This window comes from Jiangella gansuensis DSM 44835 (assembly GCF_000515395.1).
In the GTDB taxonomy this organism is placed as follows: domain Bacteria; phylum Actinomycetota; class Actinomycetes; order Jiangellales; family Jiangellaceae; genus Jiangella; species Jiangella gansuensis.
Genome location: NZ_KI911782.1, coordinates 1,690,267 through 1,706,697 on the forward strand (window position 1 = coordinate 1,690,267; position 16,431 = coordinate 1,706,697).

The following is a 16,431-nucleotide window of genomic DNA, read 5'->3' on the forward strand; positions in this document are numbered from 1 at the left end:
GGCCGGTCACATGCTGGTGACCAGGTTCGATGCCGAGGTGGGTCCGAGGGGCGCGGGCGGCGGGCGGGTGCGGCTCGCGGGCGGGCCGAGCGTTCGGGCGCAGCTCGGTGCGCGCCGGGTTCGTCGGCAGCGCGATCGCTGAGGGCGCGCCTGCTCTCAAACCTGCACGCGGCCGGCCGGTACCTCTCAGTGCCCGCCGCCGGCGGGAGCGGCGACAGGAGCGTCGTCCCGCGTGTCGATCGGGGTTGGCCGTTCGAGCGGGCGTGTCCGGCGCGGCGGCGCCGTGCTCGCCCGGCACCGTGCTCGCCCGGCACCGTGTCGCGGGGGTGCACCTGGTCATTCCGGGCGCCACACCCGTCTGGCCGTACGCCTACGCGGTGCATCCCGAGCTGGTCCGAACCAGCGCACTTGGCTTGACATCTTCGAACGCGCGTTCGACCATGAGCGAGTGATGAATCGGGGGCGTGAACAGGCCGAGGCGGCGCTGGCGAACGCGGGTCTCGCGGTCGAGCCGGTCGACCACATCTCGGTGCTGCCCGCCTTGCACAAGGTTCTCACCGGATTGCGTCGCGGTCAGGTGGTCACCGTGGACGGCGCCGGCATGTTGCCGTTGGCGCTCCTGGCGGGGGCGTCGGCGGCCGGCGCATGGTGCGCGGTGGTCGGGATGCTCGATGTGGGTGTGCTGGCCGCGGTGGACATGGGGGCCGATCTGGACCGGGTCGTGGTGGTCGCCGATCCGGGTGAGCAGTGGGCCGACGCGGTCGCTGTGTTGCTGACCGCGGTCGAGGTGGTCATGGTGCGCCCGCCGGTCCAGGTGTCGGGTCATCTGGCCCGCAGGCTCGTGGCTCTGGCTCGCCGGCACGGGGCGGTGCTGATCGTGCTCGGCGAGTGGGAGGGGGCGCAGACCCGGTTGCGGGTGGCCTCGTCGTTGTGGGTGGGGGTCGGCCAGGGCGGCGGTCATCTGCGTGGCCGGCGGGTGAAGGTCGAGGCGTCCGGGCGCGGTGCCAGCGCTCGTCCACGGTCGGCGTGGTTGTGGCTTCCCGGGCCGGACGGGTCGGTGTCGGGGGCCGAGCTGGAAGCGCTGGAGGTGGCCGGGTGAGCGAGGGCCGCAAGCGCCGGGTGCTGGTGGTGTGGTGTCCGGACTGGCCGGTGGTGGCGGCGATGGCCGAGGAAGGCATCCGGACGGAGCAGCCGGTCGCCGTGCTCGCGCACAACACGGTCGTGGCCTGCAACGAGGCGGCTCGACACGAAGGCGTACGCCGGGCTATGCGGCGCCGAGACGCCCAGTCGCGCTGCCCCGAGCTCATCCTCGTCGACGACAACCCCGACCGCGACGCGCGCGTGTTCGAGCCCGTGCTGGTGGCGGTGGAGGAGCTGCGGCCGGGAGTCGCGCCGCTACGGCCAGGTTTGCTGGCGGTCCACGCGCCGGGGCGTTTCTACGGTGGCGAGCTCGCCGCGGGGGCGATGATCGCCGAACGGCTGGTCGAGTCGGGCGTGTGGGACTGCCGGATCGGCGTGGCCGACGACCTGTTCACCGCCGAGCAGGCGGCCAGACGAGCCGAACCCCAGGACACCCACGTGGTCGATACCGGCGGGTCGGCGGCGTTCCTGCGTGACCTCCCGATCGGGGTCATCGACGACGCCGACGTGGCCGGCCTGCTGCGCCGGCTGGGGCTGCGCACTCTCGGTGACTTCGCCCAGGTGCCCGGCCGTGACGTCCAGGCTCGGTTCGGCAGGTACGGCGCCAAGATCCACAGCCTCGCCCGTGGCGACGACACCTCACTCCTCGGCTCCCGCACCCCGCCACCCGACCTTGCCTGCCAGGTCCGCTTCGAACCCGCGCTGACCACGGTCGAGGCCGTGTGCTTCAGCGTGCGTCAGACCGCGGAGCGGTTCGCCGCCCAGCTGGCCGACCGAGGGCTGGTCTGCACCGAGGTGCGGATCGAAGCCGAGTGCGACCACGACGTGACCTCCGCGCGCTGCTGGGCGCATTCGCGGTGGTTCGGCGCCGCCGATCTGGTCGACCGCGTGCACTGGCAGCTGCGTGGGCAGCTCCAGGGCATGCCGGGCGGGCCAGGAGTCAGCGCGCCGGTCGAACTGGTGCGCTTCGTTCCCGAGACCGTCGAGCCCACGGCCGCTCACGCCGATGGGTTGTGGGGCGGTGGCACCGACGAACGCGTCGAGCGGGCGGTGGCGCGGGTACAGGGCATGTTGGGTCATCAAGCCGTGGCCGTGCCGGCGGTGCAGGGTGGCCGGGCGCCGGCCGATCGGCAAGCACTGGTCCCGTGGGGCGAACGGCCGCTCGGGCTCCGCTCGGCGGAGCTGCCGTGGCCCGGGAGTCTGCCGCCACCGGAGCCGGCCCGGGTCTTCACCGATCCGCTGCCGGTCACCGTCGTGGACGACGCCGGGCGCACCGTGTGGGTCACCGCTCGGGGCGCGGTGAGTGGGCCGCCGGCCCGGTTCCGGCCGGTCACCGCCGGTCCGGGTGGCCCGTCCAGCCCCCGCCGGCCGGCTCGGCGAGGCGTTGGGGGAGCCGAGGAGTGGCAGCCGATCACGGCCTGGGCGGGTCCATGGCCGGTGGAGGAGTTGTGGTGGGAAGAACCCGCGCGCTGGGTGGCTCGGTTCCAGATCGTCGGCCTGGACGGGCGTGCCTGGTTGATGAGATACGCCGACGGCAGCTGGTGTATCGAGGCGGGCTATGACTAGGCCCGGGTCCAGCACGGGTGACATCGACGACGTCGAACCGTCCGGAGGGTGAACCATGGGGTGGACCAACCCGCCGATGCCGTGGCGGGAACTGGAGAGCCGGTTGTCCGACCGGCCGTCGGTGCCGCCGGAGCAGGGGCCGATCTCGCGGAAGAAGAAGACCCACCGCCTCAAGGCCGGGGTGCGTCGCCCGGGCGACCCGATCACGCCGTACGCGGAGTTGCACTGTCACAGCAATTTCAGCTTCCTCGACGGGGCGAGCGGGCCGGACCGGTTGGTGGAGAAGGCCATCGAACTGGGGCTGTACGGGGTGGCGCTGACCGACCACGACGGCTTCTATGGTGCGCCGCTGTTCGCGGAGGTCGCGCAGCAGTACGCCGCCGCGAACCTGAAGACCATCTACGGGGCCGAGCTGTCCCTGGGGCTGGACGGCCCGCAGAACGGCGTGCCCGATCCGCAGGGCAGGCACCTGCTGGTGCTGGCGCGTGGCGTCGAGGGCTACCACCGGCTGGCCGCGGCGATGACCGAGGCGCATCTGCGCGGAGACGAGAAGGGCAAGCCCGACTACCGACTCGATGAGCTCGTGGAGCTGGGTCGCGGACACTGGGTGGTGCTCACCGGGTGCCGCAAGGGCCCGGTCCGGGCCGCTCTCGCCGAGGGCGGCCACGCGTCCGCCGCGGCGGAGCTGGACCGGCTGGTGGAACTGTTCGGGCATGACCACGTGGTGGTCGAGCTGATCGACCACGGCCACCCACTCGACGACGACACCAACCAGGCACTGGCCGGGCTGGCTGCCGACCGCGGCCTGCCCGTCGTGGCCACCAACAACGTGCACTACGCCGATCCGGACGAGTACCGGCTGGCCACGGCGATGGCGGCCATCCGGGCGCGGCGCAGCCTGGCGGAGATGAACGGCTGGCTGCCGGCGTGGTCCGCGGCCTGCCTGCGGACGGGGGAGGAGATGACCGCCCGGTTCGCCGGCTACCCCGGCGCGGTCGCCCGGACGGTCGAGTTGGCCGACGAGCTCGCCTTCGACCTGCACAAGGCCAGCCCGCGCTTGCCCAAACACCGCATCCCGGCAGGGCACACGGCGATGAGCTGGCTGCGGGTCCTGGTGGAGGAGGGCTTCGAGCGGTACTACCGCGGCCGGCCGCACGAAAAGGAGGCCAGGGAGCGCATCGAGCGGGAACTGCGGATCATCGGTGAGAAGGACTTCGCGGGCTACTTCGTCATCGTCCACGACATCGTCGACTACGCCCGCTCCAAGGGCATCCTCTGCCAGGGCCGGGGCTCGGCGGCCAGTTCGGCGGTCTGCTACGCCCTCGGGGTCACCGTGATCGACTCGGTCTTCTACGGCCTGCCGTTCGAACGGTTCATCTCGGCCAACCGCGACGAGGAACCCGACATCGACGTCGACTTCGACTCCGACCGGCGCGAGGACGTCATCCAGTGGGTGTACGAGCAATATGGCCGGCGCAACGCCGCCCAGGTCGCCAACGTCATCAGCTACCGCCCCAAGATGGCCATCCGCGACGCGGCCAAGGCGCTGGGCTTTTCGCCTGGCCAGCAGGACGCCTGGTCCAAGCAGACCGACAGCTGGGCATCGGTCGCCCAGGACGACACCGCCGGCCATGAGATCCCCACCCCGGTGGTCGACCTGGCCAACCAGCTGATGCGGGCACCACGTCATCTGGGTATCCACTCCGGCGGCATGGTCCTCACCGAGCGGCCCATCGGCGAGGTGTGCCCGATCGAGCGGGCTCGCATGGACAAACGCACCGTGCTGCAGTGGGACAAGGACGCTTGCGAGTCGATGGGACTGGTCAAGTTCGACCTGCTCGGCCTGGGCATGTTGAGTGCGCTCAACCACGTGTTCACCATGGTGGCCGGGCACCTCGGCGAGCCCTGGGAGCTGCAGAGCGTCCCGAAGGAGGAACCCGCCGTCTACGACATGCTCTGCCGGGGCGACTCCATCGGGGTGTTCCAGGTGGAGAGCCGCGCCCAGATCGGCACCCTGCCCAGGCTGCGGCCGCGGAGGTTCTACGACCTCGCCATCGAGATCGCGCTCATCCGCCCCGGCCCGATCCAGGGCGGCGCCGTCCACCCGTACATCCGCCGTGCCACCCGCCAGGAGAAGGTCACGTACCCGCATCCCGACCTCGAGCCGGTGTTGGAACGCACGCTGGGCGTGCCGCTGTTCCAGGAGCAGCTCATGCAGATGGCCATCGCGGTGGGGGACTGCACCCCCGACGACGCCGACCTGCTGCGTCGCGCCATGGGCTCCAAACGCGGCATCGAACGCATCGAGAGCATCAAGGACAAGCTCTACGTCGGCATGGCCAAACGCGGCATCACCGGGGCCGACGCCGACCAGCTGTATACGAAGATCCTCTCGTTCGCCAACTTCGGGTTCGCCGAGAGCCACGCGCTCAGCTTCGCCAAGCTCGTCTACGTCAGCTCCTGGTTCAAGCTGCACTACCCGGCCGCCTTCCTCGCCGCTCTGCTGCGCGCCCAGCCGATGGGGTTCTACTCCTCGCAGTCCTTGGTCGGCGACGCCCGCCGGCACGGCGTGCGCGTTCTGCGCCCCGACATCACGGCGTCCGGTGCCGTGGCCGACCTCGAGCTGGACGGCTCACCCGGGCCGACCGGACGCGACGACTGCCTGAAACCGTCGCACGAGCCCAGCGCATGGGTGCCCGGCACGCCCGATCCCACCCCCGAGCACCGCCGCGACACCGGGTACGCGGTCCGGCTGGGCCTGGACTCCGTCCGTGGCATCGGCACCGACGTCGCCGCCGCCATCGTCGCCGCACGTGAGGAGCGGCCGTTCAGCGACATGGCCGACCTGTCCCGCCGGGCCGGCCTGGACCCCCGCCAGATGGAGGCCCTGGCGACCGCGGGGGCCTTCGACGGCTTCGGTTTCACCCGCCGGGAGGCGCTGTGGAACGCCGGCTACACCGAGGCCGCCGGCCAGCTCGAAGCGGTCACGGCATCTCCCGCGCCGCCGCCGCTGCCCGGGATGAGTGACGTGGAGCTGACCCTGGCCGACCTGTGGGCCACCTCGATCTCACCGGACGACCACCCGCTCACCCACCTGCGCCCGCTCCTGCGCCGGGAGGGAGTGCTGTCCATCGACGACCTCGCCCTCGCCGAGCCGGGCCGCCGGCTCTCCGTCGCCGGCATGGTCACGCATCGGCAACGTCCCGGCACCGCCGGTGGCGTCACCTTTCTCAACCTCGAGGACGAGACCGGGATGCTCAACGTCGTCTGCGGGTCCGGGCTCTGGCAACGGCACCGCCGCGTCGCCCGCACGGCGTCCTGCATGGTCGTGCGGGGGGTGCTCGAGCGCCAGGACGGCGTCACCAACCTCGTCGCGGACAAGCTGGCATCGCTTGACGAGCTGCACCCCGAGGCCGCTCGTGCCCTCAACGCCCGGCACCAGTCCCGCGACTTCCACTGACTCAGCCCATCAGCCGGGATCGGTGACCCACCAGACGACGGGGTGTTCGCCGAGCCCGGACGGTGGGTCGCTGACCACGGCGACCAAGGCTTTGTGGAGCTTGTTCAGGCCAGCCCGGGTCCGAAGGAAGCGGGCGTGATGACAATAGAGGACACCGACGTGCGCCGGTACCGCGGCGATGGCGGCGCCGAACGTGGTGACATCCTCGGTCACGACGACCCGGTGCTCGGCGACGGCGACTTCGAGTACCCGGGTGTCATCGACGCCCCGTAAGTGGGGCCGGTGTGCGATCAGCGCCACGGTGTCGATGCCGTCCGCGGTCAAGTTCTCCGCGAGCCAGGCCGGATAGTGCTCGTCCAGGAGGAACTGGATCACCGGCCGGTCAGATGGCATCGAGCGTCCGCCGTCGCTCCCACATCGCGAGTGCCTCGTCCTGGGCGGCATGCTCGCGTTCGATCAGCTCATCGATCTCATCGCGGTAGTCGGCCCAGTACGCCAACGCGGTTTCGACATCGGCCACGGCCAGCCCGAGCGCGTCAGCGACGACCGCGGCGGAGCGCTCCTCTCGGTCGTGTTGGAGCCACGACTCAGCGACCGTCCAGACCTGCGGCCCCGACGCCAGAGCCGCCCGGCGTTCGCCGGTGACCGTCGTGACGAAGACGATGCCCGGATGGCTCTCCATGCGAAGCCACTCCCGCACCGCGCCGACCACCACCGTCGACTTCTTCGAACCCGACCTGCGGGCGTAGTCGGTCAGGCTGCGGTCCACCTGAGCGGGGAAGCGAACATTCGTGGGCGACGTCATGCACTACAGCGTAGCAACGGTTGCCCGATGTGGTCTGTCTCACTCGGCGCCACGCCAGCTCTCGCGTACCGTCAGCACGGGATGAAGCGCCGGGCCGAGGACGACGGCGGCGCTGACCGGGTAACGTCGTGCCTCGTGCGTCTCGTCATCGCCACCTGCAGTGTGGACTACGCCGGCCGGCTGACCGCTCACCTGCCCCTCGCCACGCGGCTCATCATGGTCAAGGCGGACGGCAGCGTGCTGGTGCACTCCGACGGCGGCTCGTACAAGCCGCTGAACTGGATGAGCCCGCCGTGCACGCTCACCGTCGCCGAGCCAGACGACGCCGCAAGGGACGAGGGCGTCACGGCCGTGTGGACGGTGCAGAACAGCAAGAGCGACGACCGCCTCGTCGTGCGGCTGCACGAGGTGCTGCATAATTCCAGTCACGACCTCGGGGTCGACCCCGGGCTGGTGAAGGACGGCGTCGAGGCGCACCTGCAGGTGCTGCTCGCCGAGCAGATCGAGACGTTCGGGGCCGGTTGGCGGCTGGTGCGACGCGAGTACCCGACCCCCATCGGACCGGTGGACCTGCTGTGCCGGGACGACCAGGGCGTCGCCGTCGCCGTCGAGGTGAAGCGGCGCGGGGAGATCGACGGCGTCGAACAGCTCACCCGCTACCTCGAACTGCTCAACCGCGACCCGTTGCTGGCGCCGGTGCGCGGCATCTTCGCCGCGCAGGAGATCAAGCCGCAAGCCCGCACCCTCGCCGTCGACCGCGGGATCACCTGTCTGACCGTCGACTACGACGCCCTGCGCGGCGTCGACGACCCGAGCGCCCGGCTGTTCTGAGTGGCGGGCTGAGGCGCACGATGGTCGTCCTTCCGTTCGTCGGCGTGGCCGCGCTGCTGCTGACGGTGCCGGCCGACGACGGTGTCGCACTCCACGTGGTGTGCTACGCCGTCGCGGCGGTGTCGTTCGCCGCGTGCTTCTTCGGCGACCAGAACCGCCTGGTCTTCCTCGGGCGCCGCTGGAGCATGCAGGGCGAGCCGCAGCTGTCCGAGGCGGGCTACACGGCCGCGCGGGCCGGCTGGCTGGTGCTGGCGACGCTGGCCGCGATCCTCGGCGCGGTCGACGTGTCGTCGCTGCGCTGAGCGTGCCCTGGCCCAGCCGAGCGAGCCGGCGTCAGCCCAGGCAGGTGCTGAAGGCGTCGACGGCGACGGTGACGGTGTCGCCGGCCGCGGCGGCGTGCACCATCAGCGTCATCGTGTAGCCGTCGCGCACGATCTCGCGCACTTCGTAGAACGACGCGTCCTGATCGCTCTGGTCGGTCAGAGCCTCGCCGGCCAGGTTCATGCCCTCGCGTACGTCGAGGTCGGGGTACTCGGCCACGAAGTCGACGTAGACCCGCCGGGCCGCCTCGACGCTGCCGTCGGCCTCGGCGGGCAGGTCGAAGGTCACCTGATGCTGGGCCCGCTGGGCGTCGTCGGTGCAGCCGATGTCTGTCACACCGTCGCGGCGCACGTCACCGGGGCCGCCCGCGACGCCGGCGTACTCGTCCAGCAGTGGCGTCACGGCGGCGACGATGTCGTCCTGGGCGGTGTCCGGGTCGGTGTCGGACGAGGACTCGGTGCAGCCGGCGACGAGCACCGCCACGCACACGGCAGCGAGGCCCAGGCCGGGCCGGAGCGCACCGGCGGCTCGGGTGCTCACCGCATCGCCCCGACGAACGTGTCGACGCCGTGCGAGCCGTCGTTCCAGCCACTCTGCGCGGCGTCCGACGGGTCGTTGAGGCCGGGCGTCTCGTTGACCCAGTCGTAGAAGTCCTGCCGCAGTTGTTCGTCGGCGAAGATCTCGTCCATGGGCCGCAGTTCGCCGTCGACGAAGAGGCCGGGAGGAGCGCTGGAGATGGACTCCTCGGCCACACCGTTCGCGAGCATCGCCTGGACGGTCATGTACCAGCGCATCGACTGCGCGTCCGCGTTCTCGGACACGACCTGGTCCTCCATGCCGGGGCCGCCGCTCACCCAGTCGCTGAGCTTGTCGTTGGCGACGACCTGGAAGCCCCAGTACGCGTAGTGCCCCGCGCCCGGTACCGGGATGATGGCCATGCCGCTGCTGTAGAACTGCGCGACACCAGCGCGGCGGGCCTCTTCCTGAGCGTCGAAGTCCGCGGCGTACTCGCGGCGAGCGAGGTAGTGCATCTGCGACATCCCGCCGAACAGCGCCATCACCTGCTGGGTGCGGTTGCCCCCGCCCTCGCCGGCGTTATCGGCCTGGATGGCGGCGTCGAGTTGCTCGCTCAGCAGCGTACCCATCGCCTCGTCGAACGGCTGGGACAGATGGAGCTCGTCCTGGAAGCTGCCGATGAACTGGTAGGTCACCTCGGGGCTGAGGTAGAAGGACGGGTTCAACCCCGTGCCCCCGGGGAAGTCGTTCGGTACGGCGTCCATCGACGAGACACGGTCGCCCGGCAGCTCGCCGTCGTCGACGTAGGAGCCCGCGACCATCTCGTGGACGTAGGCCGCCGCGATGTTGCCAAGCGAGTCCTTGATCATGTACGGGACGTCGTCGTGGCCGGCCGAGGCGTTGATGAACTCGAAGGCGAAGGCCGACTCCTCCTCGGTGTGCTCGGTGGGCGGCGGGTCGCCCTGGGAGCCGGTCCCGGCCTCGATGGCCACGCCGAACGCGTCGACCAGGCCATGCCGGTCGTGCGGGTAGTCGCCGGCTTCGTAGACGCGGTCGACGAAATCGGACAGCGGGAAGTCCTCGTAGCCGCTGAGCGCCTGCCGGGACGCCTCCGGATTGTTGCCCAGCGCCAGGAACCCCATCTCGCTGATGTTCGACGGAAGGTCGACCGGCATCTGGTGCTCGTGCGGGTGCAGGCCCATGTTCGAGATGTTCTGCGGGTCGGCCCAGTCGTCCTGCACGAACGCGTCCAGTGCCGTTCCTTCGACGGTCATCTGGACGAACAGCTGCGAGTCGGAGAAGTCGCCGTACTGCAGCAGCGCCAGCCGGCCCCAGGCGACCATGGGATCGTCGGTCGCGTCCCAGAAGTCGTTCATGTCGTACCAGTCGCCCGGACGGGTCTCGTCCTTCATCGCGGTGCCGAGGCCGATGCTCATCAGCTCGAGATAGCGCTGGGAGTTGTCGCCGGCGTTATTGCCGGGGTAGCCGAGGTTCGCGGCGAACCGGGCCGCCAGCTCCGGGCCGAGCTCGGAATAGAAGCCCGACATGGCGTCGGGGTCGTTGGCCAGCTCCTCGAAGTCCTCCATGAGGTCGTCGAAGCCGTCGTTGACGCCGCCGAGCTCCTCGAACCGCTCGGCCAGCTCGCGGCCGCGCGACTCCGCTTCTTCAGAGCTCATCGCGTCGACGAGGTCCTCGTCGACGCGGACGAGGGCGGAGTCCGGCGACTGCTGCTGCAGGCCACGGGCCAGGTTGAGGCGCCGCCGCAGCTCCGGGAGCGACTCGTCGTGGATCCAGTTCTGGATGGTGGTCAGCGTCCGCATGGCGTCGGAGGAGACGCCCAGCTCGTTCATGTCGTCCTTGATCGAGCTGTAGCCGAGCTGACCGGTGAACGAGTCGATGGTCATCATGGCGGACTGCATCTTGGAGACGAGATCCTCCAGGCCTTCCACCGACACGTGGGAGTACGTGCCCATGTCAGCCGCCGCTCTCGTCGGAGGCGGGCTCGGCCGCTACCGCGTCGTCGATGTCGCCCATCAGCGTGTCCGCGGCGGTCTGGAGGTCGGTACGGCGGTAACCGATGTCCTCACCGAACGTGTCGGCCCTGGTCCCTTGCCACGCGTCACCGTCGGACATGACCGTGCGCGGGCCGTCGAGGGCTTCCTTCAGATCATCGAGCTTGCCGGAGACCCGACTCTGCAGCATCTCCAGCTGTTCCCGGCGGTCGCTCACCCCGAAATGCCTCTCGTCGCTGTTGCCATGCCCGCCGGGACATTCTAGGGGGAGGACCGCCTGCCGGGTGTGCGCGGACTGGGCCACGGGACACCCCCTAGGCTGTGCATCATGAGTGCGCACTTCGATGTCGTCGTCCTGGGCGCCGGTCCCGGCGGGTACACCGCGGCCGTACGGGCAGCCCAGCTGGGCAAGTCGGTGGCCGTCGTCGAGGCCAAGTACTGGGGTGGCGTCTGCCTCAACGTGGGCTGCATCCCGAGCAAGGCGCTGCTGCGCAACGCCGAGCTGGCCCACATCATCAAGAACGAGGCCCAGAAGACCTTCGGCATCACGATCGAGGGCGAGGTCACGGCCGACTACTCGAAGGCGTACGAGCGCAGCCGCAGCGTCGCCGACGGCCGGGTCAAGGGAATCCACTATCTGATGAAGAAGAACGGCATCACCGAGATCGACGGGTGGGGCACGTTCACCGACGCCAAGACCCTCGACGTCAAGCTGAACGACGGCGGTAGCGAGACGGTCACCTTCGAGCACTGCATCATCGCCGCCGGCGCCACGACGCGGCTGCTGCCGGGCACGCAGCTCAGCGAACGTGTCGTCACCTACGAGGAGCAGATCCTCGAGAGCGAGCTGCCGGGCAGCATCATCATCGCCGGCGCGGGCGCCATCGGCGTCGAGTTCGCCTACGTGCTGGCGAACTACGGCGTCGACGTCACCATCGTCGAGTTCCTCGACCGGATGCTCCCGCTGGAAGACCCGGACGTCTCCAAGGAGCTGGCCCGCCAGTACAAGAAGCTCGGCGTCGACGTGCGCACCTCGACCCGGGTCGACGCCATCGACGATTCCGGCGACAAGGTTCGCGTGACCGTGACGTCGGGGGACAAGCAGGAGGTCCTCGAGGCCGACAAGGTCCTGCAGGCCATCGGCTTCGCCCCGCGGGTCGAGGGCTACGGTCTGGACAAGGCCGGCGTCAACCTCACCGAGCGCGGCGCCATCGAGGTCGACGAATACCTGCGCACCAGCGTGCCCAGCATCTACGCCATCGGCGACGTCACCGGCAAGCTCCTGCTGGCCCACGCGGCCGAGGCCATGGCCGTCGTCGCCGCCGAGACCATCGCGGGCGCGGACACCATGGCCATCGACTACGACATGATCCCGCGCGCCACCTACTGCCAGCCGCAGGTGGCCAGCTTCGGCTATACCGAGGAGCAGGCGAAGAAGCTCGGCCACGAGGTCAAGGTCTCGAAGTTCCCGTTCATGGCCAACGGCAAGGCGCACGGCCTCGGCGAACCGGTCGGCTTCGTCAAGATCGTCGCCGACGCCGCCCACAACGAGCTCCTCGGGGCCCACCTGATCGGCCCGGACGTCACCGAGCTGCTGCCGGAGCTCACGCTGGCGCAGCAGTGGGACCTGACGGCGGACGAGGTCGGCCGCAACATCCACGCCCACCCGACTCTGTCCGAGGCCGTCAAGGAAGCCGTCCACGGCATCTCCGGCCACATGATCAACATGTAGGTCCCGACATGACCAGCAGGTTCACCGACCTTGCGATCGACTGTGCCGATCCCCACGGTCTCGCCCGGTTCTGGTGCTCGGTCCTCGGCTACGAGGTGCAGGACGTCGAGGACGGCCTTGTCACCATCGGCTCCGGTACGGCCCCTGAAGGCGAGAACCGTCGCGGCCCAGCGCCGCCGACGTTGACGTTCGCGCGCGTGCCCGAGGGCAAGACCGTCAAGAACCGGCTCCACGTGGACCTCAACCCGACCGACCGGGGGCAGGACGAAGAGGTCCGTCGCCTGCTCGACCTGGGTGCTCGACACGCCGACGTCGGTCAGGGCGATGAGAGCTGGGTCGTACTCGCCGACCCCGAGGGGAACGAGTTCTGCGTCCTGGCCGACCGCCGCCCCTGACCGGGGGCCGCAGCCCCACGTGACGCGAGCGCGTCAGTCGTCGGTGTCGGTGCGGATCTCCGGCTCGACGGCGCCGTCGACGCAGCGCAGCCGGACCTCGATCTCGGTCCGGTCGTTCTCGAACTTCACCGAGGGGTGGTCGTCGTCATCGTCGTCGGCGTCGACGTCGTAGCCCTGGGCGGGGGCCGCGGACTGGATCTCGACCAGGCCGCCGGAGACGCAGCGGGCGACCACCGTGCCGGCGCCGGTGTCGATCACGCGGGACTCGCCGGCCGTGGGGGTGGCGGTCGGCGTCGGCGTCGGTGTATCGGTCGGCGACGGCCGGTTCGGCGGCGGCTCGGACGAGGACGGAGGGGGAGACGACGGCGGGGTGGTTCCGGTGGGTTCCGGGGTGGCCAGCCGCTGTTCGACCTCGGCCTGGGTGAGCGGTTCCTGGCTGGAGCCGAAGATGTCGCTGCCGATCATCCCGACGGCGGCCATGCCGACGGCCGTGGCACCGGCCGCGGCGGCGAGCCACAGCAGCGCCACCGTCCCGATACGCACCCACCGCGACCTGGTCATGTGCGGCAGTATGCCCGTGGTCCGGGTTAAGACGCCCCTAACGCGGCCCTATGCGAGCCCGTCGCGCGCCGACAGGGCGCTGCGGTGCCCTATCGTTCCCGGCATGGCGCAGGTACTCGTCGTGGAGGACGACGCGACCATCCGCTCGGCGCTGATCCGCGGCCTGACCGAGCGGGGGCACGCGGTGCGGTCGGCGCCGACGGCGATGTCCGGGCTGGAGCAGGCGGTCGGTGAGCGTCCCGACGTCGTCGTGCTCGATCTTGGACTGCCCGATCTCGACGGGACGGCGATGCTGCGGATGCTGCGCGGCGTCAGCGACGTGCCGGTGATCGTGGCGACGGCACGCGACGACGAGAGCGAGGTCGTCGCCGTCCTGGACGCCGGCGCCGACGACTACGTGACCAAGCCGTTCGGCGTCGCTCAGCTGGACGCCCGCATCCGGGCCGTCCTGCGCCGCGGCGGCGAGGAGCAGCGGGAGCAGGCCGTCAGCGTCGGCGGGCTGCGGGTCGACCCGCGCAGCAGGGAGGCGACGCTGGACGGCGCGCTGCTGGAGCTGACCCCGCGCGAGTTCGACCTGCTGCACTACCTGGCCGCCCGGGCCGGCGAGGTGGTGAGCAAGCGCGACCTGCTCACCGAGGTCTGGCAGCTGCCCTACGGCGGGGCGGACAAGACCGTCGACGTCCATCTGTCCTGGCTGCGCCGCAAGCTCGGCGAGACCGCGCAGGAGCCCCGCTACCTGCATGCCGTTCGCGGCGTCGGGGTCCGGCTCAGCCCACCGGTGGAGTGACGGCCCGTGCGCCGCCGGCTGCTCGTCCTCGTCACCGCCACCACGCTGCTCGTGCTGGTGGCGTTCCTGGTGCCGCTGGCACTGCTGGTGCGCGGCGTCGCGGCCGACCGGGCGGTGCAGGCGGCGACCGTCGAGGCGCAGACGCTGACCTCGCTGGTCGCGACGATGGATCGGGCGTCGCTCGGTCTCGTGGTGGAGCAGCTCGACGCGACGTCTCGGTTCGACGTGACGGTGTTCCTGCCCGGCGGCGACCCGCTCGGCGCCCCGGCGGACCGGTCGTCGCTGGTGGAGCTGGCGGAGCGGGGGACCAGCGCGTCGGCGCAGGCGCCCGGTGGCCGGGAGATCGTGTTCGCCGTCGACGGGCCGGCCGGCAGCGTCGGCGTCATCCGCACGTTCGTCCCCGACGACGAGCTGAACCGTGGCGTCGGCCGCGCGTGGCTGCTGCTGGCTGGGCTGGGGGTGGCTCTGCTGCTGGTGAGCCTCGTGGTGGCGGACCGGCTGGCCCGGCGGTTGGTCCGGTCGGCGACGGAGCTCGCGGCGGTCTCGCACCGGCTGGGCCGTGGCGAGCTGGACGCCCGGGCCGACACGTCCGCGCCGGGCGAACTGGGTGTGGTGGCCGGTGCGCTGAACGGGCTGGCGCGGCGCATCACCGGCCTGCTGCGCGAGGAGCGCGAGACCATCGCCGACCTGTCGCACCGGGTGCGCACCCCGTTGACGACGCTGCGGATGGACGCCGAGGCCGTGCCGGACCCCGACCAGTCCGAACGGCTCGTCGCCGGCGTCGACGCGGTGAACCGGGCCGTGACGGAGGCGATCCAGCAGGCCCGCACCCGTGGCTCGGACGCAGCGGCCGCGGACGCCGCCGACGTGGTACGGGAACGGGTCGCGTTCTGGTCCGTGCTGGCCGAGGACACCGAGCGGGACCTGACGGTGGACGTGGCACCCGGACCGCTGCCGGTGGCGCTGAACCGCGTCGACCTCGAGGCCTGCGTCGACGCACTGCTCGGCAACGTCTTCGCGCACACCCCGCACGGCACGGCCTTCACGGTCCGGCTGCGCGCCGGGGACACGGGCGGTGCCACGCTCGTCGTCGCCGACCAGGGTCCCGGCCTGCCCGACGGACCCACGACCGGCGTGCTGCGCCGCGGCGTCAGCGGTTCCGGCTCCAGCGGACTCGGCGTCGACATCGTGCGCCGGACCGCGGAGCGCAGCGGCGGCACGCTCCGCCTGGAGCCGACGCCCGGCGGCGGCCTCACCGTCGTCGTCGACCTCGGCCAGCGCTCCATGCCCGACTGAGCGCCGCGCCCCGGCAGCGACGACGAATCAGCCCAGATCCAGAGGCGGATGCGCCTGGGATCCCGGTATGCCGCGCCCAGGTCCGTGCGCTGGGGTGTGCCACCTGATCGTCGTTGTGTCACCTGATCGTCGCGGCGTGGACGATCAGGTGTTCCGCGCGGTGGGCACGAGCGCCTGTGGTGCACCTGATCGTCGCCAGCAGGTGGACACGAAACGATCAGGCGACGTCGACGCGCTGATGAGGGCCGGGACGTCACCTGATCACCAGGTCATGGCCGCATCGCCGGTCCGGTCGTGACCCATTCCGCGCGGGCCTTAGCCGCGCCTTAACCACCGGGCAGCGCGGCGCTAGGCCGATCGGCGCGAACGTGGTGGTCATTCGAGAGAAACGATTCGAGGGAGACCATCATGACCAGGAACCGTATGCTCGCCGCCGCGGCCGCCGCCGGTGCGCTGGTGATCACCGCCGGCACCGCGTTCGCGCTGAACGACGACGATACGGGCCCGGCGGGTTCGCCGGCCGCCGTGACCGCGACGCCGGACGACTCGCCCAGCCCGAGCGCCTCCGGCACGCCGGACGACACGCCGTCGCAGCCGCCGAGCACCATGCCGAGCGAACCCGACACCACGGCCATCAGCAGCGACGACGCCGCGCAGATCGCCGTCGGCCACGTCGGTGGCGGTGACGTCCACGAGATCGAGCGGGAGATGGAGCACGGCCGGCTGGAGTGGAAGGTCGAGGTCGTGCTCGACGGGGTCGAGCACGACGTCCGAGTCGACGCCGGAACGGGTGAGATCACCCGGGTCGACGTGGACGACGACAACGACGACCGGCGCGACGACGACGACGATCACGACGACCGGCGCGACGACGACGATCACGACGACCGGCATGACGACGACCGGCATGACGACGACCACGACGACCGGGACGACGACGATCACGACGATCACGACGACAAGTGAGGCGATACCAGGGCGAACCGGCGGTCTCTTCCGGCCCGGCGGA

The 16,431-nt window shown here is 70.9% G+C and carries 16 protein-coding genes; 10 read left to right on the forward strand and 6 right to left on the reverse strand.

The window, feature by feature from the left end; translation table 11 throughout:
* The first annotated feature begins 451 nt into the window (after nt 1–451).
* The 3 genes from JIAGA_RS28385 to JIAGA_RS0108290 are packed head-to-tail and all read left to right on the forward strand — an operon-like array spanning nt 452 to nt 6,166.
* Complete coding sequence (locus JIAGA_RS28385) at nt 452–1,099, forward strand: hypothetical protein (protein WP_211239573.1); 648 nt, start codon at nt 452–454, stop codon at nt 1,097–1,099.
* A complete protein-coding gene (locus tag JIAGA_RS0108285; protein ID WP_026875298.1) occupies nt 1,096–2,706 on the forward strand; it encodes a Y-family DNA polymerase in 1,611 nt (536 codons plus the stop codon). Before JIAGA_RS28385 ends, JIAGA_RS0108285 begins: the two co-directional genes overlap by 4 nt.
* Before the next feature lie 55 nt (nt 2,707–2,761).
* Nucleotides 2,762–6,166 (forward strand): error-prone DNA polymerase, encoded by a 3,405-nt coding sequence (locus tag JIAGA_RS0108290; protein ID WP_026875299.1) that lies wholly within the window; start codon nt 2,762–2,764, stop codon nt 6,164–6,166.
* A 9-nt stretch (nt 6,167–6,175) separates the two neighbouring features.
* Here JIAGA_RS0108290 and JIAGA_RS0108295 read toward each other — a convergent pair whose 3' ends face one another.
* Both JIAGA_RS0108295 and JIAGA_RS0108300 read right to left on the reverse strand, forming a co-directional pair.
* Entirely contained in the window at nt 6,176–6,559 is a 384-nt protein-coding gene (locus JIAGA_RS0108295) for a DUF5615 family PIN-like protein (RefSeq protein ID WP_157552885.1), read from the reverse strand.
* The gene (locus JIAGA_RS0108300; protein ID WP_026875301.1) at nt 6,549–6,971 is read right to left on the reverse strand and encodes a hypothetical protein; all 423 of its coding nucleotides are present in this window, start codon (nt 6,969–6,971) and stop codon (nt 6,549–6,551) included. Before JIAGA_RS0108300 ends, JIAGA_RS0108295 begins: the two co-directional genes overlap by 11 nt.
* Before the next feature lie 135 nt (nt 6,972–7,106).
* Between JIAGA_RS0108300 and nucS the strand changes: the two genes are divergently transcribed.
* Together nucS and JIAGA_RS0108310 are read left to right on the forward strand one after the other, a co-directional pair.
* On the forward strand, nt 7,107–7,802 hold the full coding sequence (nucS, locus tag JIAGA_RS0108305; protein ID WP_026875302.1) for an endonuclease NucS: 696 nt from the start codon (nt 7,107–7,109) through the stop codon (nt 7,800–7,802).
* A 20-nt stretch (nt 7,803–7,822) separates the two neighbouring features.
* Nucleotides 7,823–8,104, forward strand: a complete 282-nt coding sequence (locus JIAGA_RS0108310; protein WP_026875303.1) for a hypothetical protein — start codon at nt 7,823–7,825, stop codon at nt 8,102–8,104.
* Nucleotides 8,105–8,135: 31 nt separating this feature from the next.
* On the opposite strand, the gene JIAGA_RS0108315 is transcribed toward JIAGA_RS0108310, so the two are convergent.
* The 3 genes from JIAGA_RS0108315 to JIAGA_RS0108325 are packed head-to-tail and all read right to left on the reverse strand — an operon-like array spanning nt 8,136 to nt 10,868.
* The gene (locus tag JIAGA_RS0108315; RefSeq protein WP_026875304.1) at nt 8,136–8,663 is read right to left on the reverse strand and encodes a hypothetical protein; all 528 of its coding nucleotides are present in this window, start codon (nt 8,661–8,663) and stop codon (nt 8,136–8,138) included.
* Complete coding sequence (locus JIAGA_RS0108320; protein WP_026875305.1) at nt 8,660–10,612, reverse strand: hypothetical protein; 1,953 nt, start codon at nt 10,610–10,612, stop codon at nt 8,660–8,662. Before JIAGA_RS0108320 ends, JIAGA_RS0108315 begins: the two co-directional genes overlap by 4 nt.
* Nucleotide 10,613: 1 nt before the next feature.
* Complete coding sequence (locus JIAGA_RS0108325) at nt 10,614–10,868, reverse strand: hypothetical protein (RefSeq protein WP_026875306.1); 255 nt, start codon at nt 10,866–10,868, stop codon at nt 10,614–10,616.
* A gap of 111 nt (nt 10,869–10,979) precedes the next feature.
* On the opposite strand from JIAGA_RS0108325, the gene lpdA reads away from it, so the two are divergent.
* Nucleotides 10,980–12,383, forward strand: a complete 1,404-nt coding sequence (gene lpdA / locus JIAGA_RS0108330) for a dihydrolipoyl dehydrogenase (RefSeq protein WP_026875307.1) — start codon at nt 10,980–10,982, stop codon at nt 12,381–12,383.
* A gap of 8 nt (nt 12,384–12,391) precedes the next feature.
* The gene (locus JIAGA_RS0108335; protein WP_026875308.1) at nt 12,392–12,778 is read left to right on the forward strand and encodes a VOC family protein; all 387 of its coding nucleotides are present in this window, start codon (nt 12,392–12,394) and stop codon (nt 12,776–12,778) included.
* Between the two features lie 33 nt (nt 12,779–12,811).
* Here JIAGA_RS0108335 and JIAGA_RS0108340 read toward each other — a convergent pair whose 3' ends face one another.
* Nucleotides 12,812–13,339: a septum formation initiator gene (locus tag JIAGA_RS0108340; RefSeq protein WP_157552888.1), complete on the reverse strand. Its 528-nt coding sequence runs from the start codon at nt 13,337–13,339 to the stop codon at nt 12,812–12,814.
* Between the two features lie 103 nt (nt 13,340–13,442).
* Here JIAGA_RS0108340 and JIAGA_RS0108345 point away from each other — a divergent pair, with 103 nt between their 5' ends.
* The 3 genes from JIAGA_RS0108345 to JIAGA_RS32935 all read left to right on the forward strand — a co-directional run bounded on the left by JIAGA_RS0108345 (nt 13,443) and on the right by JIAGA_RS32935 (nt 16,388).
* On the forward strand, nt 13,443–14,126 hold the full coding sequence (locus JIAGA_RS0108345; protein WP_026875310.1) for a response regulator transcription factor: 684 nt from the start codon (nt 13,443–13,445) through the stop codon (nt 14,124–14,126).
* A 6-nt stretch (nt 14,127–14,132) separates the two neighbouring features.
* A complete protein-coding gene (locus JIAGA_RS0108350) occupies nt 14,133–15,422 on the forward strand; it encodes a HAMP domain-containing sensor histidine kinase (protein WP_026875311.1) in 1,290 nt (429 codons plus the stop codon).
* Nucleotides 15,423–15,830: 408 nt separating this feature from the next.
* Nucleotides 15,831–16,388 (forward strand): PepSY domain-containing protein, encoded by a 558-nt coding sequence (locus tag JIAGA_RS32935; RefSeq protein WP_084469558.1) that lies wholly within the window; start codon nt 15,831–15,833, stop codon nt 16,386–16,388.
* Nucleotides 16,389–16,431 lie beyond the last annotated feature (43 nt).